The 24928-nt window shown below is 72.7% G+C and carries 29 protein-coding genes, 1 tRNA gene and 1 riboswitch; of the genes, 13 read left to right on the forward strand and 17 right to left on the reverse strand.

Annotated features, from left to right (window positions below; translation table 11 throughout):
- Positions 1-38: 38 nt before the first annotated feature.
- On the forward strand, positions 39-1607 hold the full coding sequence (locus BLS70_RS09680; RefSeq protein WP_091766583.1) for an HNH endonuclease signature motif containing protein: 1569 nt from the start codon (positions 39-41) through the stop codon (positions 1605-1607).
- 10 nt (positions 1608-1617) lie between these two features.
- Here BLS70_RS09680 and BLS70_RS09685 read toward each other — a convergent pair whose 3' ends face one another.
- The 6 genes from BLS70_RS09685 to BLS70_RS09710 form a co-directional block, all read right to left on the reverse strand.
- Positions 1618-3162 carry an acyl-CoA synthetase gene (locus BLS70_RS09685; protein ID WP_091766586.1) on the reverse strand — a complete coding sequence of 515 codons (1545 nt, stop codon included), beginning with the start codon at positions 3160-3162 and terminating at the stop codon, positions 1618-1620.
- Positions 3163-3168: 6 nt separating this feature from the next.
- A complete protein-coding gene (locus BLS70_RS09690; RefSeq protein ID WP_091766589.1) occupies positions 3169-4257 on the reverse strand; it encodes an acyl-CoA dehydrogenase family protein in 1089 nt (362 codons plus the stop codon).
- A gap of 28 nt (positions 4258-4285) precedes the next feature.
- Positions 4286-5467: an acyl-CoA dehydrogenase family protein gene (locus tag BLS70_RS09695; RefSeq protein ID WP_091766592.1), complete on the reverse strand. Its 1182-nt coding sequence runs from the start codon at positions 5465-5467 to the stop codon at positions 4286-4288.
- A 169-nt stretch (positions 5468-5636) separates the two neighbouring features.
- A complete protein-coding gene (locus BLS70_RS09700) occupies positions 5637-6278 on the reverse strand; it encodes a TetR/AcrR family transcriptional regulator (RefSeq protein WP_176946351.1) in 642 nt (213 codons plus the stop codon).
- Positions 6275-7438: a thiolase C-terminal domain-containing protein gene (locus BLS70_RS09705; protein WP_091766595.1), complete on the reverse strand. Its 1164-nt coding sequence runs from the start codon at positions 7436-7438 to the stop codon at positions 6275-6277. The genes BLS70_RS09700 and BLS70_RS09705 overlap by 4 nt, the downstream gene beginning before the upstream one ends.
- Positions 7435-7839: a Zn-ribbon domain-containing OB-fold protein gene (locus BLS70_RS09710; protein ID WP_091766598.1), complete on the reverse strand. Its 405-nt coding sequence runs from the start codon at positions 7837-7839 to the stop codon at positions 7435-7437. Before BLS70_RS09710 ends, BLS70_RS09705 begins: the two co-directional genes overlap by 4 nt.
- Positions 7840-8012: 173 nt before the next feature.
- Between BLS70_RS09710 and BLS70_RS09715 the strand changes: the two genes are divergently transcribed.
- The 3 genes from BLS70_RS09715 to BLS70_RS09725 all read left to right on the forward strand — a co-directional run bounded on the left by BLS70_RS09715 (position 8013) and on the right by BLS70_RS09725 (position 10677).
- A complete protein-coding gene (locus BLS70_RS09715) occupies positions 8013-8939 on the forward strand; it encodes an SDR family oxidoreductase (RefSeq protein ID WP_091766601.1) in 927 nt (308 codons plus the stop codon).
- Between the two features lie 8 nt (positions 8940-8947).
- Positions 8948-9961: a TIGR03617 family F420-dependent LLM class oxidoreductase gene (locus tag BLS70_RS09720; RefSeq protein ID WP_218122357.1), complete on the forward strand. Its 1014-nt coding sequence runs from the start codon at positions 8948-8950 to the stop codon at positions 9959-9961.
- 116 nt (positions 9962-10077) lie between these two features.
- Positions 10078-10677 (forward strand): ATP-dependent Clp protease proteolytic subunit, encoded by a 600-nt coding sequence (locus BLS70_RS09725; RefSeq protein ID WP_091766604.1) that lies wholly within the window; start codon positions 10078-10080, stop codon positions 10675-10677.
- Positions 10678-10680: 3 nt separating this feature from the next.
- Here BLS70_RS09725 and BLS70_RS09730 read toward each other — a convergent pair whose 3' ends face one another.
- A complete protein-coding gene (locus tag BLS70_RS09730; protein WP_218122358.1) occupies positions 10681-11625 on the reverse strand; it encodes a pirin family protein in 945 nt (314 codons plus the stop codon).
- Between the two features lie 31 nt (positions 11626-11656).
- Complete coding sequence (locus BLS70_RS09735) at positions 11657-12502, reverse strand: SMP-30/gluconolactonase/LRE family protein (protein ID WP_091766607.1); 846 nt, start codon at positions 12500-12502, stop codon at positions 11657-11659.
- Between the two features lie 56 nt (positions 12503-12558).
- Between BLS70_RS09735 and BLS70_RS09740 the strand changes: the two genes are divergently transcribed.
- The 3 genes from BLS70_RS09740 (at position 12559) to BLS70_RS09750 (ending at position 14956) form a co-directional block, all read left to right on the forward strand.
- Positions 12559-13104: a bifunctional adenosylcobinamide kinase/adenosylcobinamide-phosphate guanylyltransferase gene (locus BLS70_RS09740; RefSeq protein ID WP_255362357.1), complete on the forward strand. Its 546-nt coding sequence runs from the start codon at positions 12559-12561 to the stop codon at positions 13102-13104.
- Between the two features lie 117 nt (positions 13105-13221).
- Positions 13222-14361: a zinc-dependent alcohol dehydrogenase gene (locus BLS70_RS09745; RefSeq protein WP_255362389.1), complete on the forward strand. Its 1140-nt coding sequence runs from the start codon at positions 13222-13224 to the stop codon at positions 14359-14361.
- Positions 14362-14374: 13 nt separating this feature from the next.
- Positions 14375-14956: a hypothetical protein gene (locus tag BLS70_RS09750; protein ID WP_091766613.1), complete on the forward strand. Its 582-nt coding sequence runs from the start codon at positions 14375-14377 to the stop codon at positions 14954-14956.
- Between the two features lie 5 nt (positions 14957-14961).
- Here BLS70_RS09750 and BLS70_RS09755 read toward each other — a convergent pair whose 3' ends face one another.
- The 3 genes from BLS70_RS09755 to BLS70_RS09765 all read right to left on the reverse strand — a co-directional run bounded on the left by BLS70_RS09755 (position 14962) and on the right by BLS70_RS09765 (position 17103).
- The gene (locus tag BLS70_RS09755; protein WP_091766616.1) at positions 14962-15942 is read right to left on the reverse strand and encodes a hypothetical protein; all 981 of its coding nucleotides are present in this window, start codon (positions 15940-15942) and stop codon (positions 14962-14964) included.
- 65 nt (positions 15943-16007) lie between these two features.
- A complete protein-coding gene (locus BLS70_RS09760) occupies positions 16008-16793 on the reverse strand; it encodes a lipase family alpha/beta hydrolase (RefSeq protein WP_218122359.1) in 786 nt (261 codons plus the stop codon).
- A gap of 4 nt (positions 16794-16797) precedes the next feature.
- Positions 16798-17103, reverse strand: a complete 306-nt coding sequence (locus BLS70_RS09765) for a hypothetical protein (protein WP_091766619.1) — start codon at positions 17101-17103, stop codon at positions 16798-16800.
- A 165-nt stretch (positions 17104-17268) separates the two neighbouring features.
- On the opposite strand from BLS70_RS09765, the gene BLS70_RS09770 reads away from it, so the two are divergent.
- On the forward strand, positions 17269-17523 hold the full coding sequence (locus BLS70_RS09770; protein WP_091766622.1) for a hypothetical protein: 255 nt from the start codon (positions 17269-17271) through the stop codon (positions 17521-17523).
- An 18-nt stretch (positions 17524-17541) separates the two neighbouring features.
- Here BLS70_RS09770 and BLS70_RS09775 read toward each other — a convergent pair whose 3' ends face one another.
- The gene (locus tag BLS70_RS09775) at positions 17542-18741 is read right to left on the reverse strand and encodes an acyl-CoA dehydrogenase family protein (RefSeq protein WP_091766625.1); all 1200 of its coding nucleotides are present in this window, start codon (positions 18739-18741) and stop codon (positions 17542-17544) included.
- 67 nt (positions 18742-18808) lie between these two features.
- Between BLS70_RS09775 and BLS70_RS09780 the strand changes: the two genes are divergently transcribed.
- Positions 18809-19834: an ion channel gene (locus BLS70_RS09780; protein ID WP_091766628.1), complete on the forward strand. Its 1026-nt coding sequence runs from the start codon at positions 18809-18811 to the stop codon at positions 19832-19834.
- Between the two features lie 18 nt (positions 19835-19852).
- Here BLS70_RS09780 and BLS70_RS21275 read toward each other — a convergent pair whose 3' ends face one another.
- From BLS70_RS21275 to BLS70_RS09790, 3 genes are read right to left on the reverse strand one after another with little or no spacing between them, the layout of a single operon-like run.
- A complete protein-coding gene (locus tag BLS70_RS21275; protein ID WP_255362359.1) occupies positions 19853-19987 on the reverse strand; it encodes a hypothetical protein in 135 nt (44 codons plus the stop codon).
- A 53-nt stretch (positions 19988-20040) separates the two neighbouring features.
- A complete protein-coding gene (locus BLS70_RS09785) occupies positions 20041-20469 on the reverse strand; it encodes a hypothetical protein (protein WP_091766631.1) in 429 nt (142 codons plus the stop codon).
- Positions 20459-20650 (reverse strand): helix-turn-helix transcriptional regulator, encoded by a 192-nt coding sequence (locus BLS70_RS09790; RefSeq protein ID WP_091766633.1) that lies wholly within the window; start codon positions 20648-20650, stop codon positions 20459-20461. The genes BLS70_RS09785 and BLS70_RS09790 overlap by 11 nt, the downstream gene beginning before the upstream one ends.
- Before the next feature lie 128 nt (positions 20651-20778).
- On the opposite strand from BLS70_RS09790, the gene BLS70_RS09795 reads away from it, so the two are divergent.
- The 3 genes from BLS70_RS09795 to BLS70_RS09805 are packed head-to-tail and all read left to right on the forward strand — an operon-like array spanning position 20779 to position 22429.
- Positions 20779-21153: an ArsR/SmtB family transcription factor gene (locus tag BLS70_RS09795; protein WP_091766635.1), complete on the forward strand. Its 375-nt coding sequence runs from the start codon at positions 20779-20781 to the stop codon at positions 21151-21153.
- A complete protein-coding gene (locus BLS70_RS09800; RefSeq protein WP_255362360.1) occupies positions 21150-21845 on the forward strand; it encodes a cation diffusion facilitator family transporter in 696 nt (231 codons plus the stop codon). The genes BLS70_RS09795 and BLS70_RS09800 overlap by 4 nt, the downstream gene beginning before the upstream one ends.
- Positions 21842-22429 (forward strand): methyltransferase family protein, encoded by a 588-nt coding sequence (locus tag BLS70_RS09805; RefSeq protein ID WP_091766641.1) that lies wholly within the window; start codon positions 21842-21844, stop codon positions 22427-22429. The genes BLS70_RS09800 and BLS70_RS09805 overlap by 4 nt, the downstream gene beginning before the upstream one ends.
- A 1-nt stretch (position 22430) precedes the next feature.
- Here the strand turns inward: BLS70_RS09805 and BLS70_RS09810 are convergent, their stop codons facing one another.
- A complete protein-coding gene (locus BLS70_RS09810) occupies positions 22431-23630 on the reverse strand; it encodes a serine/threonine-protein kinase (protein WP_091766644.1) in 1200 nt (399 codons plus the stop codon).
- 279 nt (positions 23631-23909) lie between these two features.
- On the opposite strand from BLS70_RS09810, the gene BLS70_RS09815 reads away from it, so the two are divergent.
- Positions 23910-24491, forward strand: a complete 582-nt coding sequence (locus tag BLS70_RS09815) for a hypothetical protein (RefSeq protein ID WP_091766647.1) — start codon at positions 23910-23912, stop codon at positions 24489-24491.
- Positions 24492-24494: 3 nt separating this feature from the next.
- Here BLS70_RS09815 and BLS70_RS09820 read toward each other — a convergent pair.
- Positions 24495-24568: transfer RNA gene (locus BLS70_RS09820), tRNA-Ile, on the reverse strand.
- 190 nt (positions 24569-24758) lie between these two features.
- Positions 24759-24917: riboswitch (cyclic di-AMP (ydaO/yuaA leader) on the forward strand.
- The last annotated feature ends 11 nt before the right edge of the window (positions 24918-24928 follow it).

Below are 24928 nucleotides of genomic sequence, written 5' to 3' on the forward strand. Positions count from 1 at the left end.
GCGCCAAAAGTGTCAGACCCTGGGCCTAGCTTCGAGGCATGGCAGGAAGAGGCGGGTTCGCGGTCGGTGTGACCGTCGTGCCGGTCGATGCCGCCCCGTCTCCGTGGGAGGAGATGGAACACGAGCCGCGGCCGCAGGTGGAGCGATTGGGTGCCTGGCTGCCCCGGCGACGCTCCTCGTCGGAGTCGGCCGCGCTGATGCAGCAGGTCATGGCCGCCGAGGCAAAGCTGGCCGCGCTCAAGCTGGAGCTGGCCCTCGACATCGCCGCGGATCGCCCGGCTCCTGTCGACCCCCGCCCGGGAGAGGCCGGGGCCGCCGGCGTGGGACCCGACGGCGTCAGCGAGTTCGTGCTCGACGAACTGGCGTTGGTCATGAACACGAGCCGGACGGCAGCCGTCACGCTGCTCGACCAGGCCCAGATCCTCGCGACCCGCCTGCCCGCGACCTGGGCGGCACTGGCCACCGGCCGGCTGGACTGGCCACGCGCCCGGGCGATCGCGGCGGAGCTGGGACGGCCGGCCGACGACAGCGATCCGGCGGTCATCGCCGCCGTGGAACGGGCTGTTCTCCCCATCGCGACGGAGCTGTCGGTACGGCGGCTGCGGGAGCGTGTCCAGCGGGAACTCGTGGCGCGCGACGCGGCGGCCGCGGACCGGCGCCGCACGCAGGCCCGGGACGCCGCGGACGTCAAGGTGCGGCGGATCGGGAACGGGATGAGCGAGCTCAGCATGCTGATGCCGCACCCCGATGCGGTGGCCTGCCGGAAGACGCTCGACGGGCACGCCCGCGCCGCCCAGGAGGCGGGGGACCGTCGGCCCATCGGGATGCTCCGCGTGGGAGCCGGCATCGACCTGATGCTCCGGCCATGGCAGCAGCAGCCGTCGGTGTCGGCGCACGTCACGGTGGTCGCCCCGCTCCATGCGCTCACCGTCGGGGCCTTCCTGCGCGACGGCGCGACGCCGCCAGCCGTCTTCGTGCCGGGGCCGGTCCCCGCGTCGGTGGGCGAGGTCGACGGGGAGGCGATCACCTCCGCTCACCTCCGGGAGCTGCTCGAGCAGCTGGACGCGCTGTGCCCGGGCGGGCTGCAGGCGCCGACCGGCGGCACGCTCGACATCGCGGTCACCGACGCGTGCGGGCGGCTTCTCGCGGTCACCGGCCGGCGGGAGCTGGAGCGCCTCGCCGCTCGCGGGTGCACTGCCCACCCCGGAACGCGGTGCGACTGCCCGGTCCTCTCCGCGCCTCCGGCGGTGGACCGGTACAGCCCCTCCGCGGGGCAGCGCCGCTTCCTGGTCACGCGGGACCGGACCTGCCGTCATCCCGGTTGCAGCGTGAGCGCCGGCTGGGCGGACCTCGACCACGTCGTCGCACACGGAGCCGGCGGCGGAACCGACTGCAGCAACCTGTGCTGCCTGTGCCGACGGCACCACCGTCTCAAGACCCACGCGGACGGCTGGACGCACACCATGAGCGACGACGGTGTGCTCACCGTCATCACGCCGTCCGGGGTCACCCGGGTCAGCCGACCCCCCGGGTGGCGGGTGCTCGCGGTGCCCCCCGGCCCACCGCCGGCGCCGCCGGCGGTGGGCGAGGATCCTCCACCGTTCTGAATTCGAGCGGTCAGCTCACCGTGGCGGCGTACTCGTCGCGCAGCTTGCCCTTGACCATCTTGCCGGTGGGCGTGCGCGGCAGGGCCTCCCGGAAGTGGAACTCCCGGGGCACCTTGTAGCCGGCCAGGTGCTCGCGGGCAAACGTCGCCAGCTCGCCGGCCAGGTCGTCCGTGACCTCCACGCCAGGAGCTGGCTCGACGAAGGCCACCACGCGCTCGCCCATCTCCGGGTCGGGCACGCCGATGACGCCGATGTCGGCCACCTTCGGGTGCAGCGTGAACGCGTTCTCGATCTCCTGCGGGTAGATGTTGACCCCACCCGAGATGATCATGAACGACGAGCGGTCGGTCAGGTACAGGAACCCGTCCTCGTCCAGGTAGCCGAGGTCGCCCACGGTCGTCCAGTCCGGGTGCTCGGGGTGCTCGGCTCCCCGGGACTTCTCCTCGTCTCCGTGGTAGCTGAACGGCCGGGTGCCCGTCGCCGAGGCGAAGTAGATCGTCCCGACCTCGCGCGGGCCGAGCTCCTTGCCCTCGGCATCGCAGATGTGCAGGCTCCCCGGCGTGCTCGGCCTCCCGACCGACCCCGGGTGTTCCAGCCACGTCGCCGAGTCGATGAAGGTCGATCCGGCGGCCTCGGTCGAGGCGTAGTACTCCATGATGATCGGCCCCAGCCAGTCGATCATCGCCCGCTTGACGTCCGGCGGGCACGGCGCGGCCGCGTGGATGACCATGCGCAGCGAGGACAGGTCGTAGCTGCTGCGCAGGCTCTCCGGCAGCTTGAGCAGCCGCACGAAGTGCGTCGGCACCATCTGCATCTCGGTGACCCGGAACCGCTGGATCGCCTCGAGCACGCCCTCGGGGTCGAACTTCTCCATCATCACCACGGTGCCGCCCAGCGACTGCACCGCGGCCATGAACGCCATGGGTGCTGCGTGGTACGCCGGAGCCGGCGACAGGTAGATCGTCTGCTTCGTCATCCCGTAGAGCAGCTGCAGCGTCGCCGACATGGTGCTCTGCTCGTCCACCTGCGCCCCGGTCAGCGGCCGCTTGATGCCCTTCGGCCGGCCGGTGGTGCCCGACGAGTAGAGCATCGTGTCGCCGCGCGGCTGGTCACCGAGCGGCTCGTCCGAGGCGGCGTCCCGCACCGCCTCGTAGCTCTCGTACCCGGGCACCGCTCCACCGAAGACGAGACGGTGCTCCACCGACGGTGCCGTCAGCTTCGACGCGAGCTCGGCCAGGTTCGCCGACACGAACAGCACCCGCGCGCCGGAGTTCTCGATGATGTAGTCGGCCTCCGGTGCGGCCAGGTGGCTGTTCGCGAAAGTCACGTACAGCCCGATCCGCACGCCGGCCCAGTACAGCTCCAGCGTCTCGGGCACGTTGTCGCTGAGCACCACGACCGAGTCGCCGGGCACCAGCCCGACGGTGTCGCGCAGGAAGTGCGCAGTCCGGCGACTGTTGTCGTCGAGCTGCTTGTAGGTGAGCGACCGGCCCGAGCCGGCCATCACCATCGCGAGCTTGTCCGGCGCCGTCTGCGCCCAGGTCCCGGGATACATCGGCGGTCAGACCCCGAGCATCTCGGCGACGCGGTCCTGCTGCGCCGTAGGGCCGCCCAGTAGCACGTTGCCGGTGATGGCGTTCCGGTAGTACAGGTGCGCGTCGTGCTCCCAGGTGAAGCCGATGCCGCCGTGCAGCAGCATCGTCATCTTGGCGGCCTCGACGTACCCGCTGGAGGCCAGGAGCCGGGCCGACGCCGCGTCCAGCGACGCCGTGGGGCTGCCCTCGGCCAGCGACTCCGACGCCTTGCGGACGGCGGCGTCGGTCAGGGCCCAGTCGGTGTAGATGTCGGCGAGCGGGTGCTTGACGCCCTGGTAGATGCCGATCGGCTGGCCGAAGCTGTAGCGGATCTTGGCGTACTCGGTCGTCATGTCCAGGCAGGCCTTGGTCGCCGCGGCCTGCTCGGCCGCCAGGGCCAGGTTCGCCAGGTCGGCCACCTTTTCGATGGCGGCGGCCGCGTCGCCGGCGAGCAGGCGCCCCGGCGTCCCCTCGAACGAGACGTTCGCGATGCCGCGGGTCAGGTCCAGCGACTCGACGCGGGTGATGGTGAGGCCGGGAGCACCCTTCTCCACGAGGAAGACGCCCTCGGCGGTGGTCACCAGCAGGACGTCGGCGTCGGCGGCGTTGAGCACCGCCGTCTTCGTGCCGGTGAGCGCCCCGTCCGCCACGACGACGGCCGAGTCGGCCACGGGCCACTCGCGCCGCGGACCCTCGCTGACCGCCAGCGTGCCGATCGCGGTGCCCTCGGCGAAGCGGGGCAGCCACTCGCGCCGCGCCTCCTCGTCGTCCAGGGCCAGCAGCGTGCCGGTCGCCAGGACGCTGGTGGCCAGCAGTGGCGTCGGCACCAGGCCGGCGCCGAGCTCGCGCAGCGCGACGACGAGCTCGGCCCACGAGGCGCCGGCGCCGCCGTACTCCTCGGGGATCGCGAGTCCCGCGACACCGAGGTCCTGGCTCAGCCGCCGCCAGACCTCCGGGTCGAAGGAGGCCTCGGAGGCGATCGTCTTCCGGACGGCGGACATCGGCGCCTGACCGGCGACGAAGCGCTTGACGCTGCTCGCCAGATCGCGCTGGTCGTCGGTGTCGATGAGGGTCACGAGGTCGCTCCTTGGGCGGACGCGGCGGTCACTTGGACAGCTTCAGCTGGTTGAAGGGGACGTTCTTGTCGACGCCGGCGTCCTTGGGCAGGCCCAGCACGCGCTCGGCGATGATGTTGCGTTGGATCTCGTTGGAGCCACCCGCCGTCGCGCCGCCGGGGGCGGCCAGGATCGAGCGGGCCAGGGGGAGCATGTCCGGGGTCTGCAGCGCCAGCTCCTCGCCGAAGATCTCCTGGACGAGGTCGGAGACCCACAGCGGGAAGACGGCGCCGGCGAGCTTGGCCGCCGAGCCCCGTGCGCCGATGGGCAGGCCGGCTTTGGCCTCCTGGTGCAGCACCGCGCTGTAGGACCGCATGGCACTCTCGCGGGCGGCGACCTGGGCGAGCACCCGGCGCACGGTCGGGTCCCCGTCGAGGCCCCGCGCGCGGACCAGCTCGACCAGCGCGTCGTAGCCCAGCGGGTTGGCCCGCGCGCGGACACCGGTGCCGATGGTGACCCGCTCGTACCGCAGCATCGCCACGGCGACGGCCCAGCCGTTGTTGACCTCGCCGATCACCGCGTCCTCGGGGACGTGGACGTCGTCGAAGAAGACCTCGTTGAACGGTGCGTCGCCGGTGGCCACGACCAGCGGGCGCACCGTGACGCCAGGGTGGTGCAGGTCGACGATGAACATCGTGAGGCCCTGGTGCTTGGGCCGCGTCGGGTCCGTCCGGACCAGCACGGCGCCGTAGTCGCTGAACTGCGCACCGGAGGTCCACACCTTCTGGCCGTTGATCAGCCAGCCGTCCTCGACGCGGACCGCGGAGGTCTGCAGGCTGGCGACGTCGGAGCCGCCGCTGGGCTCGGAGAACAGCTGGCTCCAGATCTCGTCGCCGCGCAGCATCGGCGGGATGTAGCGCTTCTTCTGCTCCTCGGTGCCGAACTCCAGCAGCGTCGGCGCGGGCATGCCGAGGCCGATGACGAACGGGCCCACGGGCATGCGGAAGTCGGCGGCCACCTCGTTGAAGGCGAGCTGCTCGGCGGTGCCCAGGCCCTGGCCGCCGTACTCCTTGGGCCAGGTGATGCCGGCGAGACCCGCCTCCCACAGCCCCTTCTGGAACGCCTTGGACTCCTCGAGCGTCGCGGAGCTGCCCTGGGAGTTCTCGTCGAACGGCTTGGCGTTCTGCTGGAGCCAGGCCAGGGCCTTGGCCCGGAACTCGTCGGTCGACATGGTGGTGAGCCCTTCTTGCAGGGGGTGGCGAGACGGTCTGAGCGCGTCGGCGACGTGGTGATCGCTGGGGAGAACACGCTCTACTTACGCGGCGCGGTCATCGTAGCCGCAGGAACGGGAATGAGGCGAGGGTCACGTCCGCGGGTTCTGCGCACGCCGGCGACGGCGGTCAGCCGAGCAGCTTCTCGGCGGCCAGGCGGATGCGCTGCTCCGCGGCGTCGGCGGTCAGCCGGCTGTTGAGCCAGTCGACGGTGCAGCCGATCCAGAGCGACTCGACCATGTGCAGCGCGAGGTACTCCGCCGCCGTCACCTCGTGGTCGGCGCCCCAGGCGGCGGCCGCGGCGATGTCGACGAACGTGTTGTCGTGCCCCACCGGGGGGGTGCGCTCCTCGTGGGCGCCGAAGGGCACCGGCGACTGGCGCACCGACAGCGCCGCGTGGGCGAAGCCGGGGTCCTTGATCATCGCGTGGAACGCGCGGGCGAAGACCTCGCCGGCCCGTGCCTGTGGCGTCGCCCCGCGGGGACGGCGCGCGTCGACGTCTTCGCTGAGCTTGGCCATCTCGGACTGGACGGCGGCGAGCAGCAGCTGCTTCTTGGAGGGGTAGTAGCGGTAGAACGTCGCCAGCGCGACCTTCGCCCGGGCCGCCACCTCCCGCACCTGGACCGCCTCGTAGCCGCCCTGCCCGGCGAGCTCGATGGCCGCGCGGATCATGCGCTGCGTGCGGGCGGCGCGCGCCTCCGACGACCGCCCGGACAGGCGCTCCTCGGCCAGGTCGTCGTCGGTCACCTCGACCGCGTCCGGCGACGTCACGGCCGGCTGTTCGAGAGGACGAGGCTGCCGGCGGCGGCGAAGAACATGCCGACGCCCTGGACGAAGCTGGTGCGGACGCCGGGCACCTGCGCGAAGGCCTCACCACGCAGCTGGCGCACCGCCTCCTGGATGGCGAACATGCCGTACATCCCGGTGTGCGTGTAGGACAGCCCGCCGCCGTTGGTGTTCATGGGCAGGCGGCCGCCCTTGCCGGTGTGGCCCTCGGCGATGAAGTCGCGGGACTCGCCCCGCCCGACGAACCCGATGTCCTCGAGCATGTACAGCGGCAGGTGCGCGAACGCGTCGTAGGCCATGAGGTGGTCGACGTCGGCGTGCGCGATCCCGGCCGTGGCCAGTGCCTCCGCGCTCGCCAGCCGGAACGCCCGGAAGGATCCCGGGTCGGCCATCTGGGACACCATCGGCGCCTCGGCGGACTCGCCCGAGCCGAGCAGGTAGACGGCGCGGTCCCCGGCCGGCAGATCGGCGGCGCGCTCGGCGCTGGTCAGCACCAGCGCGCCACCGCCGTCGGTGACGACGCAGCACATGTCCTTGGAGAACGGCCACGCCACGGGCGGCTGCTCGAGGACCGCCTCGACCGTCGTCGGCGTGCGTCGTGACGCCCGCGGGTTGCCGACCGCCCACTCGCGCTGGGTCACGACGACCTGGGCGAGCGCCTCGCGGTCGAGGCCGCGGTCGTGCAGGAAGCGCAACGCGGGCACGGTGAACGTGGAGTACGGGGTGACCGCCCCGTAGACGGCCTCGAACTGGCCCTGGGGCGACGAGGGGTTCGGCCCCCGGCCGCCCATGCCCACCCGCGACCGCCCGGACTCCCCGTGGGTGACCAGGACGACGTCGGCGGCTCCGGCGGCGATGGCGGCCGCGGCATGGCGGACGTGCAGCATGAAGCTGCAGCCACCGACCATCGTGCCGTCGAGCCAGCGCGGGGTGATGCCGAGGTGGTGGGACACCTCCATCGCCAGCGGTCCGGCCGTCGCGACGCCGTCGACGTCCTTGGTCGTGAGGCCGGCGTCGGCGAGGGCGTTGCGCGCGGCGTCGGCGTGCAGGTTCAGCATCGAGACGTCGGGCAGGCTGCCGATCCCGGTGGTCTCGGAGGCACCGACGATGGCGATGTCGCCGCCGTGCATCGACGTGGTGCTCATCGGGTTCCCTCCGCCGGGGCGAACACGGGGATGGCGTGGTCGCCGCGCTGCTCGAAGGTCACCTGCAACGGCAGGTCGAGCGGCAGGTTCTCCGGCTCCGGCTCCACCCCGACGATGTTGGACATCATCTGCGGCCCCTCCTCGAGCTGGACGAGGGCGATGACCACGGGTGTGTCGGACGCAGGGATCGGCCGGTGGTTGATGACGTAGGAGACGAGCGTCGCCCGGCCGCTGACCACGCGCCAGACGACCTCCGCCGACCCGCAGTTCGGGCAGAACGGGCGGGGGTAGAAGTAGTGCCTCGTACAGCTGGTGCACTGCTGGATGCGCAGTTCGCCGGCCGCCGCGCCCTCCCAGTAGGGGGCGGTGTCCGGTGTGGGCAGTGGTGTCGGCCCGGGCATCGGCCGTCCTTTCGCGTGTCGCTGCTGACGGAGCCGACCTCGTCGAGGCGCACCCTTGCGGGTGTCGTTCCTACCGTAGTAGAACGTGCTCTCACAACCGGTAGAACGTGCTCTCACCACGTCGAGCGCGGGTTGTCACCGACTGCTGCGTTCGACCCCACGAGAGGCATTCCATGAGCGGCACACTCGATGGCCGGGTCGTCATCGTCACCGGAGCGGGCAGGGGGATCGGGGCGTCGGTCAGCCGGCTGTTCGCCGAGCAGGGCGCGAAGCTGGTGGTCAACGACCTCGGCGCCGGACCCGACGGCACCGGCGGCGACGAGGGCCCGGCGCGCGACATCGCCGACGAGATCGTCGGGGCCGGGGGAGAGGCGGTCAGCGACGGCGGCGACATCGCCGACACCGCGACCGGCAAGCGGCTCGTCGACCTCGCCGTCGACACCTACGGCAAGCTCGACGTCGTCGTGAACGTCGCCGGCATCCTGCGCGACAAGATGATCTTCAACCTCGACGACGAGGACTGGGACGCCGTCATCCGCGTCCACCTGCGCGGGCACTTCAGCACCGTCAAGCCGGCGGCCGCCTACTGGCGCCAGCAGCGCAACCCGGACGGCCACTTCCGGATCATCAACTTCACCTCGGACTCGGCCCTGCAGGGTTCGCCGGGACAGCCGAACTACGCCGCGGCCAAGATGGGCATCATCGGCCTGACCGCGTCGCTGGCCAACGCCCTGGGGCGCTACGGCGTGACCGCGAACGCCATCGCGCCGGGTGCTGCGACGCGGCTGACCGCGACCATCCCGCAGGACAAGCAGCTGCGCAGCTCCGAGCGACCGGCCGACGACGACTCGAGGTCCCCGGACAACATCGCGCCGCTGGTGACCTACCTGGCGAGCGAGGCCTCCGACTGGATCTCCGGTCGCACCCTCGGAGCGGCCGGCTACGGCGTGACGCTGTGGAACAACCCGGAGGTGCGAGCGTCCATCGCCTCCGACGGTCCCTGGGACCTCGACGACCTGGCCGCGCAGATGGAGCAGGAGTTCCGGCCGCTGGCCGACGGGCTCCACCCCTCGATCTTCATGCGCCAGGTCCCGAAGTAGGCCGGGCCGTGCGCATCGGATACGGGCTGCGGGGCGGGGCGGCAGAGGTCGCGGAGGAGGCCGCCCGCGCGAGAGACCTCGGCTTCGACGCGATCTCCACCGCCGAGGTCGCGCACGATCCCTTCCTGCCCCTCGCGCTGGCGGCGGGCTCGGCGGGGGACATGCGGCTGGAGACGCACATCGCCGTGGCCTTCGCGCGCAGCCCCATGGTCGTGGCCGGGGCGGCCCACTACCTGCACCTGCTGTCCGGCGGGCGGTTCGTGCTGGGGATGGGGACCCAGATCAAGCCGCACATCCAGCGGCGGTTCCACATGCCCTGGAGCGGCAAGCCGGCCGCCCAGATGCGCGACTACATCCAGGCCCTGCACGCGATCTGGCGGGACTGGAACGAGGGCGTCCCGCTCGACTTCCGCAGCGAGCACTACACGCACACGCTGATGACCGACAACTTCCGGCCGGCGCCGGCGGAGACCGCCCCTGAGGTCCACCTCGCCGCCGTGGGCCCGGTCATGACGCGGCTGGCGGGCGAGCTGGCCGACGGGCTGATTCCGCACGCCTTCAGCACCCCGGAGTGGTTCCGCGAGGTGACCCTGCCCGCGCTGCACGACGGGCTGGAGCGCGCGGGCAGGGAGCGCTCGGACGTCGTCGTGCACTGCCCGGGCTTCGTCGTCGTCACCGCGGAGGACGGGCCCGGTGAGCAGGAGCTCACCGCCCTCCGGCGGCAGATCGCCTTCTACGGCTCGACCCCCTCCTACGCCGAGGTGCTCCGTCAGCGGGACCGCGGGGACCTGTACGAGCAGCTCCACCAGCTGTCCGTCGGCCGCGACCCGGACCGCTGGGTGCGGATGGGCGACCTCGTGGACGACGAGCTGCTCGAGGCGTTCGCGGTGATCGGGACGCTGGAGCAGGTCGCCGGTGAACTGCGGGCCCGCTACGGCAGCGACATCGACCAGGTGCACCTCGCCCTGCCGTCCGACACCGGCCGGGACGCCCTGGAGGAATTCCGGCGCCGCCTGTCCTGACCACGCCCGTTCCGCTCTCCGCGCAACCCTCCGCCCTCAGCTGAAACGGCTTGGCCGGCGACCGCGGATGCCCGAGCGTCGACCTCCTCACCGATCAGGCAGACGGAGGTCATGGGATGAGCAGGATGCTTCTCGCAGTCGGCACAGCAGGCTCGACCGGGACGAGCGAGTCGGTGCGCGACCGGCTGCTCGAGGAACGGATCGTCTTCCTCGGCCAGCCGGTCGACGACGACGTCGCCAACCGGATCACCTCGGAGCTGCTGCTCCTGGCGGCGCACGACCCGACCCGGGAGATCACCTTCTACATCAACTCACCCGGTGGCTCGGTCACGGCCGGGATGGCCATCTACGACACCATGCAGCTGATCCGGCCGGACGTGTCGACCTGGGCGCTCGGCTTCGCCGCGTCGATGGGGCAGTTCCTGCTCTCGGCCGGGGCTCCCGGCAAGCGGTACGCGCTCCCGAACGCCCGCATCCTGATGCACCAGCCGTCGGCCGGGCTCTCCGGTGTGCAGTCCGACATCGCCGTCCAGGCCGCGGCGTTCAGCTCCATGAAGCGGCGGATCGCCGAGCTGACCGCGCAGCACACCGGCCGGTCGGTCGAGCAGATCACCGCGGACGCCGACCGGGACCGCTGGTTCACCGCCGAGGAGGCGCGCACCTACGGCCTGGTCGACTCCGTGGTCGAGCCGGGGAGCGTCCAGCCCGGAGCGTGACGCTCAGCCCCAGGCGCTGGGGTCCCGGGCCGCGGGCGGTGCCATCCGGGCCTTGAGTCGGACGGTGGGCAGGGGCGGTGCGGGCAGGCGCTGCACCTGCCCGCCGTACCCCTCGACCTGTCCGAAGCGGGCCGAGCCGGACTCCCAGTCCTCGCGGTAGCGGGCGATCTCCTCGTGGGTGCGCCCGATGAAGTTCCACCACATCACCACGGGTTCCGGGAACGGCTCGCCGCCCAGCAGCATGACCCGGGCGCCCCGGTCCCCGGGGTTGCCGATCGTCAGCTGCTGTCGGCCGGGCGCGGTGTACCCCAGCTCGGCGCGGCCCAGCTCCACGCCGTCCAGGACGACCGGCCCCCGGTCCACCAGCACGCCGTGCTCGAACCCCGGCGCTACGTCGAGCACCAGCTCCGTCCCGGGCTGGAGCACCACCTCCGCGCCGAGCAGCGGGGTGTGCGTCGGCACCGGGGACGTCGAGCCGGCCAGCGTCCCGAGCAGCACCCGGACCGTGGCGCCGTCCAGCGCGACCACCTCGGGGACGTGGTGCACGAAGGACCGCGGCAGGTGGCGCGCGGCATCGGGCAGCGCCGTCCACAGCTGGACGCCGTGCAGCGTGCCGGTGTCCGGGGTGGAGACCTCCGAGTGCGCGACGCCCGACCCGCCGGTCATGAGGTTCAGCTCGCCGGCCCGGACGATCGCGTGGGCGCCTGTGGTGTCGCGGTGCTCGATCTCGCCGCTGAACAGCCAGCTGACCGTCTGCAGGCCGGTGTGCGGATGCGGCGGGACGTCCATGCCGCCGGTGGTCGCGACGTCGTCGGGCCCGTAGTGGTCGGCGAAGCACCACGCCCCGACCAGGGACCGCGCGCGCTGCGGCAGGGTGCGGCGCACCGTCATGGCCCGCGGTCCACCCAGCGGCACCTCCCGGCTGGTGACCACCTGGACGTCGCTCACGCTCATCAGCCTGGCACAGACGACCACATGCTCAGCCGGCGAACTCCCGGACCGGCAGTCCCCGCACGCCGACGTCGGCACGGAAGAGCGAGCCCGCCAGCGGGTCCTCACCCGGCGGCACGTTCTCCCGCGACGTCGTGATGAACAGCTGGTCGAGGTCCGGCCCGCCGAACGTGCAGGCGGTCACCATGCCGACGGGCACCTCGACGACCTCGTCGTGCACCCCCTCGGCGGTGAAGTGCCACACCTCGCCTCGATCGGCCAGCGCCACCCAGACCCCGCCGTCCGCGTCGACGGCGAGCCCGTCGGGCAGGCCCCCGTCGGGGATCTCGGCGAAGGGACGGCGTCCGTGCAGCCCGCGGTCCGGGTCGTGGTCGAAGACGTCGACGCGGTGCGTGGCGGTGTCGTCGTAGTAGGCGAGGGAGCCGTCGGGACTCCACTCCAGCCCGTTGGAGACGGTGACGCCCTCGAGCACGGCGGTGGTGCCGCCGTCGGGGTCCAGGCGGTAGAGGGTGGCGGCGCCCGGGCGCTGGTCGTAGGCCATCGAGCCGCAGTAGAAGCGCCCCTGGGGGTCGCAGCCGCCCTCGTTCATCCGCACGCCCTCGTCGTCCCACAGCGGCGGGAGGCGGGTCACCGTGCCGTCGGCGTCCTCCAGGGCGAAGCCGCGCTCGATCCCGAGCACCGCACCACCGCCGCGCCGGGGCCGCAGCGCCGCCACGACCGTGCTGACCGACCGCCGCTGGACCGAGCCGTCCGCGGCCAGCGAGAGGACGTCGCCGGCCAGCATGTCCACCCAGCGCAGCCCGCCCCAGGACGGCGACCAGACGGGCCCCTCGCCGTGGTAGGCCACCGGGTCGGTCACCTGCTGCGCGCGCATCCCGCCTCCATGCCCCCGGCGGAGACCCGGCGAACCCGGGCGGCAGACTCGGGGCCGTGCCGCTCCGCCGTCCCCGTCGTGTGCTCGTGCTCGGCGGCGCGCGCTCGGGCAAGTCCTCCTACGCCGAGCGGCTGCTGGCCCGCGAGCGGGTGGTCGACTACGTGGCCTGCGGGCGCCCGGCCGGCCCGGACGACCCTGAGTGGGCCGACCGCGTCGCGCTGCACCAGCGCCGCCGGCCGGCGTCCTGGCGGACGGTCGAGACGCTGGACCTGCCCGGCGTGCTGGGCCGTCCCGGACCGCCGGTGCTCGTCGACTGCCTGACCACCTGGCTCGCCGGGACGATGGACGGGTGCGGCGTCTGGGACGAACGCCCGGGCGCCGACGACCGGCTGGCCACCGCGGTGGACGACCTGCTCTCGGCGTGGTCGGCCACCCGCCGTCGGGTGGTCGCGGTCAGCAACGAGGTGGGCAGCGGGATCGTGCCGGCCACCGCGTCGGGACGACGGTTCCGAGACGAGATGGGGATGCTCAACTCCCGCGTCGCGGCCGCCTCGCAGCGGGTGGAGCTGCTGACCGCGGGAGTGCCCCAGCGGTTGCGCTGACGCCGTTTCGCCCGAGGGGTGCACGGGCAGGTGCGGAGCGGTGCTGCCCTTCGAGCCAACGGAGACGGCGTACCGCCCGGCCAGCGGCCGTGATCCAGGGAGCTCCCCGTGCGCGCGATGGTCTACCGAGGCCCGTACAAGATCCGGGTCGAAGACAAGCCGATGCCGGTCATCGAGCACCCGAACGACGCCATCGTCCGGGTCACCCTCGCCGCCATCTGCGGCTCGGACCTGCACCTCTACCACGGGCTGATGCCGGACACCCGGGTCGGCCACACCTTCGGCCACGAGTTCATCGGCGTGGTGGAGCAGGTCGGCTCCTCGGTGCAGAACCTCCAGGTCGGCGACCGGGTCATGGTGCCGTTCAACATCTTCTGCGGCAGCTGCTGGTACTGCGCCCGCGGGCTGTACAGCAACTGCCACAACGTGAACCCCAACGCGACCGCCGTCGGCGGCATCTACGGCTACTCGCACACCACCGGCGGCTACGACGGCGGCCAGGCGGAGTTCGTGCGGGTGCCCTTCGCCGACGTCGGGCCGGTGAAGATCCCCGACTGGATGGACGACGAGGACGCCGTCCTCCTCACCGACGCCGCCGCCACCGGCTACTTCGGCGCCCAGCTGGGCGAGATCGCCGAGGGCGACACCGTCGTGGTCCTCGGCGCCGGGCCGGTCGGACTGGTCGCGGCCCAGTCCGCCTGGCTGATGGGGGCCGGCCGCGTCATCGTGGTCGACCACCTCAAGGAGCGCCTGGAGAAGGCCCGGACGATGGCCTACGCCGAGACGCTGGACTACGACGAGTACGACGACGTGGTGGTCGAGCTGAAGAAGCAGACCGACTACCTCGGTGCCGACGTCGTCATCGAGGCGGTGGGCGCAGAGGCCGACGGGAACCTCGCCCAGCAGGTCACCGGCCCCAAGCTGAAGCTGCAGGGTGGTGCGGCCACCGCGCTGAACTGGGCGATCGACGGCGTCCGGAAGGGCGGGAACGTCTCGGTGGTCGGCGCCTACGGACCGATCCCGAACGCGGTCAAGTTCGGCGACGCCCTGAACAAGGGCCTCACGCTGCGGATGAACCAGACACCGGTGAAGCGGCAGTGGCCGCGGATGTTCGAGCACGTGCGCAACGGCTTCCTCACGCCGCGCCAGATGGTCACCCACCGGTTCTCCCTGGAGGAGATCCCCGAGGCCTACCACGTGTTCTCCAGCAAGCTGGACGGCTGCATCAAGCCGCTGATCGTGCCCAGCGCGGCCTGAGCGAGGAGCCGACATGACCCACCCCGACATCCCCAGCGCCTACGTCCGCGACAAGCGCACGCCGCCGCCCAGCAGGGAAGAGCTGCGCGCGCGGATCCCCGGCTGGGGCGTGGACCTCGACCCGGTCGACCGGCCCTCGTACCCGAAGCTCCAGTACCCGGCCGACACCGGCGCGCACTGGGACTTCCCCGAGCGCCAGCCGCAGAAGTGGCCGCGGGAGCACTCGATCGAGCACGCGTTCGTCACGCCGGTCTTCGGGACGGCCCAGCCGCCGAAGGGGCTGTCCGGCGTCGTCCGGAAGTACGCCTACGCCCGGTTCAGCGAAGGGCGGCTGGCGCACTGGCTGCTGCTGGTCGCCGGTGACCGGATCGACGCGGCCGAGCACCGGCTGCGCTCCTTCGCCTCCACCCGGCCCGACGTGCCGGCCACCGGCATCCGCAGCGAGTTCACCCGGGGCGGTCTGCGCTCCCGCCGCGGACGGTCGGACGCCCGGCACCACCTGCTCGACCCGGTGGTCGTCGCCGGGCCCTGGGTCGCCGGCGCCGGCGCGGCCGTCCTCGGCGTGCGGAAGGTGACCCGGGCACTGCGCCGCTGAGCGACCTACTCCAGCTCGACGACGACCTCGCCGGCCTCCCGGCCGGCGGCGTGCCGCACCCACGCGGCCACGACCTGCCGCGCCACGTCGGGGTCGCCGGCGATGCCGAGCCGGCGGCCGCCGTCGGCCGGCAGGTGCGGCCGGTGGTCCTGGTCGTCGACGACCCCCTCCGAGCAGGCCCGGCAGAGCACGCCCATCTCGGTGGTCCAGTCCTCCACCTCGAGCTCCGCGAGCTCGAGCGCGTGTCGCAGCTCGGTCACGTCCTCGTCCGCGGCGCGCACTCCCACGCTGGACGTCGGGATCGGTGACCGCTCCCACAGCTCGATCTCCTCGAAGACCGGGTGGTCGGTCCCGTCGTGTCGGCGGGTGCCCTGCGGCTCGCCGTCGTGCAGGACGACGTCGCCGAACCGGTGCCCCGACTCCGGCAGGGGCACGCTGGCGATCCTGATGCGGGCCGGGTCGAGGCGCAGGCCCCACACGACCTCCGGCTCCCACACGCGGCCGTCGAGCTCCAGGTCGCGCTGGCCGACGTAGCGCACGGGCGGGTTGAGCCGGACTGCGCCAGGGCCCCGGTCGTCCTCGATCGGCTCGTCCCCCTCACCGCCCACCCGGAGGCCGTAGGCGGTCCAGGCCCGGCGGGCGGTGGCCCAGTCGCGGCGCGCCGTCGCCGCGATGCCGAGGTTCCAGGCGGCCGGCTCCTCCTCGCGCTGCGACTCCGGGGTGAGCTCGAGCGACCGGGCGCTGTAGTCCTGGGACGCCGGCCAGTCCCGCCGCCACTTGGCGAACATCCCGCGGTCGAACCACATGTTGCGGTCCTGGTCGTCCCGGTCCAGCAGCTCCGCGGCGATGCGGTCCGCTTCTTCGGCCCGCGCCGCGTCGACCTCCTCGTCGTCGTTCGCGCGGAAGCCGAGCTGCTGATAGCGCTCGAGCAGGGGGTCCGTGGACTGCGCGTCGGGACGGCGGTCGGACGAGCGGAACCAGCGCATGGCGGCGATCTTGCCGGTCAGCGGGGCCGATCGGGTCGCTCGATCGGGTGCGATGTGCGACCCGGTCAGCCCTCCGGCGGGAACAGGGCGCCGAGGCCGAAGCGGGTGGGCCGCTGGAAGGGTTGCCACTCGTGCCGCGGCTGGGCCAGCCGGTCGGCGATGACCCAGAGCACGGCGGGGTCGTGGCCCATGCCGAGGTGGCTGGCGTGCACGGCGACGTTCTCGCTGCGCGGGCCGGGCTGCTGGCGGCAGGCGCGCCAGTCGACGACGCCGTCCCACCGCGAGTAGACGGCGGTGCTCGGCACCGGCAGGGGAGCGGCCAGCGAGGTCCGCGGCCTGACGGGTCGCTGCGTGCCGTGCTGCGAGGAGTAGCGCCGGTACAGCCGGGCGGCCGGGCTGTCGTCGACGTCCCCGCCGCCGAACGGCGACCCGAGCGAGACGACCTGTCGGACCTGGCGCGGGACGCGACGGGCCAGGGTCCGGGCGAAGATCCCGCCCAGGCTCTGGCCGACGATGCTCACCGCCGTCCCGTGCTCGGCCGCGAGCCGGTCGAGCAACCGTGGCAGCGCGTCGAAGACCTCGTGCGTCGGTCCGCGGTTGCGGCCCAGCTCCCATCCGACGACGGGGTAGCCCAGCCGCCGAAGCCACACGCGCAGCACCCGGGTGGAGACGTCCGAGGCCATCAGGCCCGGCAGCACCAGCACCGGGTGCGGCTCGCCGCGGGGGGCCAGCTGCAGGAGCGGCAGGCCCGCGGCGAAGGCCCCGGCGCTGGCCAGCGCGCGGACGGGCTCGGTGACCCCGAGCAGGTCGGTGCGCCGGCGCCGGGCCGGCCGGGCGGGGAACTCGGGCACGCCGTCAGTCGACCGTCGGCGGCAGGAGACGGGGAGCGAAGACCTCGTCGATCGGGCGGGGGCCGACGTACTGCCGGCAGGTGCAGGGCACCCAGTTGTGGCCCGACCACCGGCCGCGCTTGTCGTAGGTGTCGCGCTTGAGCTCGGCGTAGCAGGTCGAGGTGTCGCGGTCGTGCTGGCTCAGCGCGTGCCCGCAGCCGCACACCGGGGTGACCGGCGGGGGAGGGGCGGACCGACGCCGGCCCAGCCTGCCCGCGAGGAACCCTGACGCGAGCAGGACACCGCCCACCAGCAGGCTCACCGGATCCATGCGCCCACTCCCTCGACTCGGCCCTCCCGACGGTAACGCGGCTGCGCCACCGCCCGCCTCCGGCAACACCCTGAGGAACACCCGGAGAGCATTGGGGAACGGTTCGGTCGCATTCGTCCCAACGGGCGGGATTGACCGGCTGTGGAACCGGGCACACAAGGTTTCGTGGACACGTACGCCGTAGGGTTCGCCCGCCCGGACCGCTGGTCCAACGGGGAGCCAGCCGAGCAGGCACATCCCTGGCACGCAGTCGAGGCGCATCGCCCACCCGCCGAGCTGGACGGCGAGATCGAGCTGGCCGTCTGCGGCGCGATCGTCCAGATCTGGGGATCGCAGAAGTGGTCCCGGGTCGGTGCCGGGCGCACCGCCTGCCCCGAGTGCGCGCGGGTGACGGCGAAGACGCTCACCTCCGCGCGCTGAGGTTCCGCGGGCCGGGGCTCAGCGCTCCGGCTTGCGCCCGCTGATCGCCGACAGACCGGTGATCTCCCGGCCGACGATCAGCGCCTGCACCGAGTCGGTGCCCTCGAACGTGAAGATCGCCTCCATGTCGGCGTGGTGCCGCGCCACGTGGTGGTCGAGCAGGATGCCGTCGCCGCCGAGGATGTCGCGCGCGTCGGCCACGATCGCCCGGGCCTTGGCCGCGCAGTTCATCTTGGCCAGCGAGGCCATCGCCGCCGTCATCCGGCCGGAGTCGGCGAGCGTGGACAGCCGCCAGCACATCAGCTGCATCGTGGTGATCTCGGAGAGCATCCGTGCCAGCTTGTCCTGCACCAGCTGGAAGCCGGCGATCGGCTGTCCGAACTGCTCCCGCTGCAGGGCGTGGGCCAGCGCCAGCTCGTAAGAGGCCATCGCGAGCCCCAGCGCGCGCCACGCGACGGTGTACCGGGTGCGGTCGAGCATCCGGGAGACGTCCTTGAAGGAGTGGCACTCGGCGAGCTTGTTCTCCACCGGAACCCGGACGTCGGTCAGCGTGATCTCGGCCTGCCAGACCGCCCGCAGCGCCGTCTTCCCGGTCATGACCGTCGCCTCGTAGCCGGGCAGCCCTCCCTCGCGCCCGCCCGTCTCCACGACGTAGCCGCCGACGGCGCCGTCCTCACCACGGGCCCAGATGATCACGTAGTCGGCGATGGAGCCGTTGCCGATCCACTTCTTCCGGCCGTTCAGCACGAAGGAGTCGCCGTCCCGGCGGGCGGCGGTCTCCAGGGCCACGGCGTCGGACCCGTGCTCGGGCTCGGTGAGGCCGAAGGCCCCGATCTTCTCCAGCCGCGCCATCTCCGGCAGCCAGCGCTCCCGCTGCTCCTCCGAACCCAGCACCGCGATCGACTGCATCGCCAGGAAGCTGTGCACCCCGTTGAACGTCCCGACGCTGCCGTCCGCGCGGGCGAACTCGGCTGCGACGAGCCCGGCCGCGACGTTGCTCATGCCTGGGCAGCCGTAGCCCTCGATGGTGCCGCCGACGACGCCGAGCCCCGCCAGCTTCGGCACGACGTCGAAGGGGAACTCGGCACGGTCCCAGAACTCGTTGATCGTCGGCGTCACCTCCTTCGCGCAGAAGGCGCGGACCCGGTCGCGGATCGCGATGTCCTCGGGAGCCAGGAGCTCGTCGAGCAGGTAGAAGTCGGGACTGGGAGCGGTCACCCGCCGGACGCTACGACGACGGGGGGCATGCTGCTCGTCGTGAGCGGGCCGACGTGAGGGAGTTGCGGTGCTGTTCCTGATCCAGCGCCTGTCGCGATTCGCCAGGCTGCGGCTGCACGGGTGGCGGCTGCCGCTGTGCGTCGCCGCACTGGTCTTCGCCACCAGCTGGCTCGTCATGGCGCTGGTCGAGCCGGCCGACAGCGAGATCGTCCACCCGGACACCTACTGGTGGTACTTCGTCGTCACCTCGGCCACGGTCGGCTACGGCGACGTCTTCCCCGTCTCCACCGGCGGACGGGTCGTCGGTGCGTTCGTCGTCGTGGGCGGGATCGTCACCCTCACGCTGCTGTTCACCCAACTGGCCGACGCCCTGCAGTCGATCCGCGGGCGTCGCACGAGAGGAGTGGTCGCCCTGGATCTGTCCGAGCACGTGGTGCTGATCGGCTACTGGCCCGGCCGGACCCAGCGGATCGTCGCGGAGCTGACCGCGGAAGGCCGGTACCAGGTGGCGCTCTGCGCCTGGGACGACGTCGCCGAGAACCCCATGCCCGACGAGCCGGCGCTGCACTTCGTGCGCGGTGACCTGACCCGCGAGGACGTGATGGTCCGCGCCTGCGTCGACCGAGCGCGGACGGTGGTCATCGACGGCCGGGACGACAACGAGACGCTGGCTATCGCGGTCGCCGTCGACCACGCCAACCCCGACGTGCACCTGGTCGCCGCGGTCCGGGACCTCAGCCGCCAGGAGAGCCTGCGCTACGTCAACCGGGGCGTGCAGGTCGTGCAGTGGCACATGCCCTTCCTGCTCACCGAGGAGGCGACCGATCCGGGGATCACCCAGGTCTACAACGACCTGATGAGCAGCCACGGGCACGGCAACACCTACTCGGTGCGGGTTCCGCAGGGCTTCGCCCACGCCACCTTCGGCGAGTGCCAGACGTTCTTCGGGCGCACGTTCGGGGCGACGGTGCTCGCCTTGCGCGGAGAGGCGGGCCTGCGGGTCAGCCCGCCGTGGGACGAGCCGGTGCCGGCCGGCAGCACGCTGTACTACGTGGCTGCCGGCCGGATCGACCACGCACGGCTGGGCGGCTGAGCAGCTGCCCGTCGCTGCCTAGGAGGGGTGAGCTCCGCCCACGGCCTCGTCCGAGGTGCCCTCCGGCTCGCTCTGCGCCTCGAGGTCGGCGGCCTGCTCGGGGGTCTCCTGCTCGAGGGCGATGTCGCGGGGCTGGGGCTCGGGTGTCGTCATGACCTCACCTTGGCCCAGGCGGCCGCGGTCAGCACGGCGAACGCCGGCCCGCCTCAGCTCCGCCGGTCGATGACGGCGAAGGCCAGCGCCCCGACGCCGATCTCGGCGAAGAGCAGGAGCGCCAGGCACATCTCCACCGAGGCGCCGAAGGCGATGGAGATGGCCGCGACGGCGGTCAGCGGGAAGGAGGCCAGGCCCAGCACGGCCAGGGCCCGGGTCAGGACGGCGTCGTCCCGCTCGTCGCCGGTCTGGCTCCACGCCCGCTCGAACGTCGTGACGCGCTCGGGTCGCCGGACCAGGCGCCAGCCCATGACGGCGGCGAGCACCAGGCCGAAAGCCGCTCCTTGGAGCAGGCCGTTGCCCATGTTGCCCGGCCCGTGCTCCCGCAGCAGCAGCCCGACGGTGAGCACGACCGCGAGGGTGCCGCCGAAGACCAGCAGGAGGATGGCGACCTGCTTCGCGGAGGGTCGGTCAGTCGACATGGAAGATCTCCTCGACGGGTCGGGCGAAGTGCCGGGCGATGGCGATGGCAAGCGGGAGCGAGGGGTCGTACCGGCCGGTTTCGATGGAGTTGACCGTCTGCCGGGAGACGGCCAGCGCCTCCGCGAGCTCGCGCTGCGACAGCCCTGCGGCCACGCGCAGCTCCCTGACGTCGTTGTCCATGGCTCCTCTGCTCACCGAGGGTGCATGACAAGCGTGCTTGACACCCGGAGACCTGTCAAGCGTCCTTGTCCTCGGTGTCGGGAACCCTGCCTGTTCCTCTGCCCGTCATGTGTCGATATCATCGCCGCATGACGATGGTTCACGCGGCCTCATCGGTCCTCCACGTGAACGAGCCGGTGGCGATGTCCGCGGCCGCGTGCATGTTCCGCAGCCTGGGCGACCCCGGCCGGCTGGCGATCCTGCGCCACCTCGCCTCGGGCGAGCACCGGGTCGTGGACCTCACCGCCCATCTCGGCCTGGCGCAGTCGACCGTCTCGGCGCACCTCGCCTGCCTGCGCGATTGCGGCCTGGTGTCCTCGCGGCCGCACGGCCGTGCCTCGATCTGGTCGCTGGCCCACTCCGCCCAGCTGATGGAGCTCCTGGCCTCCGCCGAGCGGCTGCTCGCCGCCACCGGCGACGCGGTGGCCCTGTGCCCCACCTACGGCGAGACGGCACTCCGGTGACGACCGAGCGGATCCGCCTCGGCCGGCGGGCGCAGCTGCTGGCCGGGGCGTCGGTCGCCTACAACGTGGTCGAGGCGGTGGTGGCCGTGGTCGCGGGGCTCGCGGCCGGCTCGGTCGCCCTCGTCGGCTTCGGGCTGGACTCCGTCGTCGAGGTGTCCAGCGGTCTGGTCATCCTGTGGCAGTTCCGCTCCCGGCTCCCCGAGTCGCGCGAGCGACAGGCGCTGCGGCTGATGGCGCTGTCGTTCTTCGCGCTCGCCACCTACGTCGGGGTCGAATCGGTCCGTGCGCTGTTCTCGGGCAGCGACCCGGACGCCTCACCGATCGGCATCGGGCTGGCGATCGCCTCCCTGGTCGTCATGCCCTTCCTCTCCTGGGCCCAGCGCCGCACCGGCCGCGCGCTGGGCTCGCAGGCGGTCGTCGCGGACTCCACGCAGACGCTGCTGTGCACCTACCTGTCCGCGGTGCTGCTGGCCGGCCTCGTCCTGAACGCCACCCTCGGCTGGGGGTGGGCCGACCCGGTCGCCGGCCTGGTGATCGCCGCCGTCGCCGTCCGTGAGGGCCGCGCCGCGTGGCGAGGCGAGGGGTGCGGCTGCGGGCCGGTCCTCCCCGGCGCTGCCGCGGAGCACTGCGCCGACGGCTGCTGCGCGCCGGCGCCCACCCTGCAGATCTCGCACCGGGAGGTCGGCCGGTGACCGTCGGAGCCCTGGTGCTGTACGTCGTCGCGCTCGTCGTCCTGTTCGGCGTCCGCTCCTGGGTGCAGCGGCGCCGCACCGGCTCGGCCGGTTTCCACGGCATCTCCGGGACGCCGGCCGAGGCCGGGTGGTGGGGTGGCGTGCTGTTCGTCGCCGCGATCGTCCTGGGGCTCGCCGGGCCGCTGCTCGCGGTGGCCGACGTCGTGCCGACCGATCCGCCCCTCGTCGTCCGGGTGGCCGGTCTCGTGCTGGCGCTGGCCGGCTTCGCCGTGACGCTCGCCGCACAGACCGGGATGGGGGAGTCCTGGCGGATCGGTGTCGACCCGGGCGAGCGCACCGAGCTCGTGACGACGGGCGTGTTCGCCCACGTCCGCAACCCGATCTTCACCGCGATGGTGGTCGCCCAGGTCGGCGTCGTGCTCATGGTGCCCACGTGGGTCAGCGCCCTCGCGCTGGCCGCCCTCGTCGTCGCCGTGCAGCTGCAGGTGCGGGCGGTGGAGGAGCCCTACCTGCGCGCCGTCCACGGTGACGCGTACGGCGCCTACTCCGCGCAGACCGGCAGGTTCTTGCCGGGGATCGGCTGACTCAGTCGAAGAAGGCGCCGATGGCGAGAGCCGCGCCGACCAGCAGTACCAGGAGGACGAGCAGGGTCGTCACGACCGGCACGACGACCCAGCGGCGCTTGAACCGGAACCTCGACTTCGACCGGGCCGGGGGAACGGGCGGGGCCGGCTTCACCACCGGACGCGACTCCTTGCGCTCGCGCCGGGTGCCGCGGATGTGCCGCGCCTGGTCACGGGCGTCGCGGGCGACCGATCCCAGCAGCGCGCGGGACGCCGACGCCAGCGCCAGCAGATCGGCGGCGTCGATGCGCTCCGCCGTTCCGCCCGGGATGGGTCCCGGTGACGACGGAGGAGGCGGTGGCGCCGGGGCAGGGGCCTTCGGAGCCGACGCGTTCCCGGCGGCGACGGCCGCGAGCTGCGACCGGGCGATGGCCGCGGTGCTCCGCTGGGCGGGGTCCTTCGTCAGCAGGCCGCGCAGCACCGGCTCGAGCGGTCCGGCGCGCAGCATCGGGGCCGGGGGCTCGGACACGACGCTCATCAGCGTGGCCATGGACTCGCCGCCGTCGAACGGAGGACGGCCCTCCACCGCGGCGTACAGGGTGGCGCCCAGGGACCACAGGTCTACCGGTGGGCGGGGCTCGTCGCCGTGCGCCCGCTCCGGCGCCATGTAGGACGGCGAGCCGATCAGCGCACCGTTCGTCGTCAGGCTCGAGTCGCCGGTCGTCGTCGCGATGCCGAAGTCGGTCAGGCAGCCGGAGCCGTCGGGGCCCACCAGGACGTTCGCCGGCTTCACGTCACGGTGCACGATCCCGAGGGCGTGCGCGGCCCCGAGCGCGTCCAGCACGTGCAGCCCGATGCGCGCCACCTCCGCCGGCGGCAGCGGTCCCCGCTCCTCGATGACCTCCTGCAGGCTCCGGGCGGCGACGTGCTTCATCACCAGCCACGGCTTGCCGCCCTCCTCCACGACGTCGTAGACCGTCGTGACGTGGGGGTGCTCCAGCCGTCCCGCGGCGCGCGCCTCGCGCATCGTGCGCTCGCGGAGGATGGCCCGCTCCTCTTCGGTGACGTGCAGCGGGAAGGTGACCTCCTTGACCGCCACCTGGCGTTCGAGGACGCGGTCGGTCGCCAGCCACACGGTGCCCATGCCGCCCTGGCCGAGCACCTCCCCGAGCGCGTACCGGCCGGCGACGACCCGTGTCTGGGGTCCCGTGTCAGCGCTCATGGGGCGATGTCTACCCCTCCGCGGGGCAGCCGACCCCCCCGGCGGACCTGCTCGTGGCGACCAGGGCCCGATCCGGTCGGCTCGTCGCCGCGTTGTTGCGGTTCGGCATCGTGCGGCCCTCCGCTGTCACGAGCTGCGGTACAACTCCTCCCTCACGACCGTGGAGGTCCGATGGTCAGCATCGGGGCCGGAGCCGTGGAGGACCTGCCGACGGCGACCGACCTGATCCGCGAGTCCTAGGTCGTCGCCCGCGGCCGCTTCGTCGGCGGTCCCACCGTCGTGGCGTCCTCGCCGGACGATGAGGAGCTGTCGCACTCCCTGGTGGTGTGGGAGTTCGTCCCGGACGAGGTGTACCGCGACGTGCGGACCGACGACGCCCCGTCCCGGGTCGCGGAGGACCATCAAGGCTCGATCCTGGTCGCCGCGAGCGTGAACGAGGTGGGCCGGATGCGCGGGGACGAGCCCGTCGAGGTCTTCGTCCAGAGCTTCACCAGCGTGTACAACCTCAACAGCTTCCCGGTCGACCGACCGCTCTTCGTCTTCCTCCGCCCGGGTCAGGTGCCGAAGGACGAGGTCGCCCGGGACGGTGAGCTCGCCCACGTCATGATCGTGGCGGAGAGCACGCAGTGCTATCCCGTCGACGACCTCGAGCGGTCCTGCGCGTACGTGGCGGACACGCCGGGAGGGAAGCCGGAGGCAGCGCTCGCCCGAGGAGACCTCGTGCCCCGCGGCCTGTCGCAGGAGGTGATCGAGGCGGCCGGGGCGGTGCCCGAGGTGGTCGACTCCGGGTACTTCCAGGCCACCGCGCCGATCGACGCGGAGCGCTACACCGCGATCCCCGGCGGAGGGGGCGAAGGCTGACCGTGGGGCGGGTGGGGCTCGAACCCACGACCCAGGGATTATGAGTCCCATGCTCTGACCAGCTGAGCTACCGCCCCGGCGCGAACAGCCTGCCAGAGAGATGCGGATCACAGTCGGACCGATGTGGAGGCATGTCCGCTGGTCGCGTCGGCGAGTTCGCCGGATGGCCGCCTCATGGGCGTCGTTATCGGCCTGTGACATACCCAGGTTCCGGTTGTACCGTCGCCTGCGGTCCAGCCGAGCTTCGCCCTCGAACCCGAGAGCCTCGGCCGGACCCCGCCGAACCCGCCGGCCTGATGGCCGGGGGACCGGGGACCCACCGCAGTTCTGGGGTGAGTCCTGCCCGCGTACGGGGACGCCGGGCAGGTAGGGCACCTAACGGCCCGAACCCGTCAGCTAACTCGGTAGGCGGACGTGAGGAACGGAGAACCGTCGCC

This window comes from Blastococcus aurantiacus, assembly GCF_900102425.1.
Lineage (GTDB): Bacteria > Actinomycetota > Actinomycetes > Mycobacteriales > Geodermatophilaceae > Blastococcus > Blastococcus aurantiacus.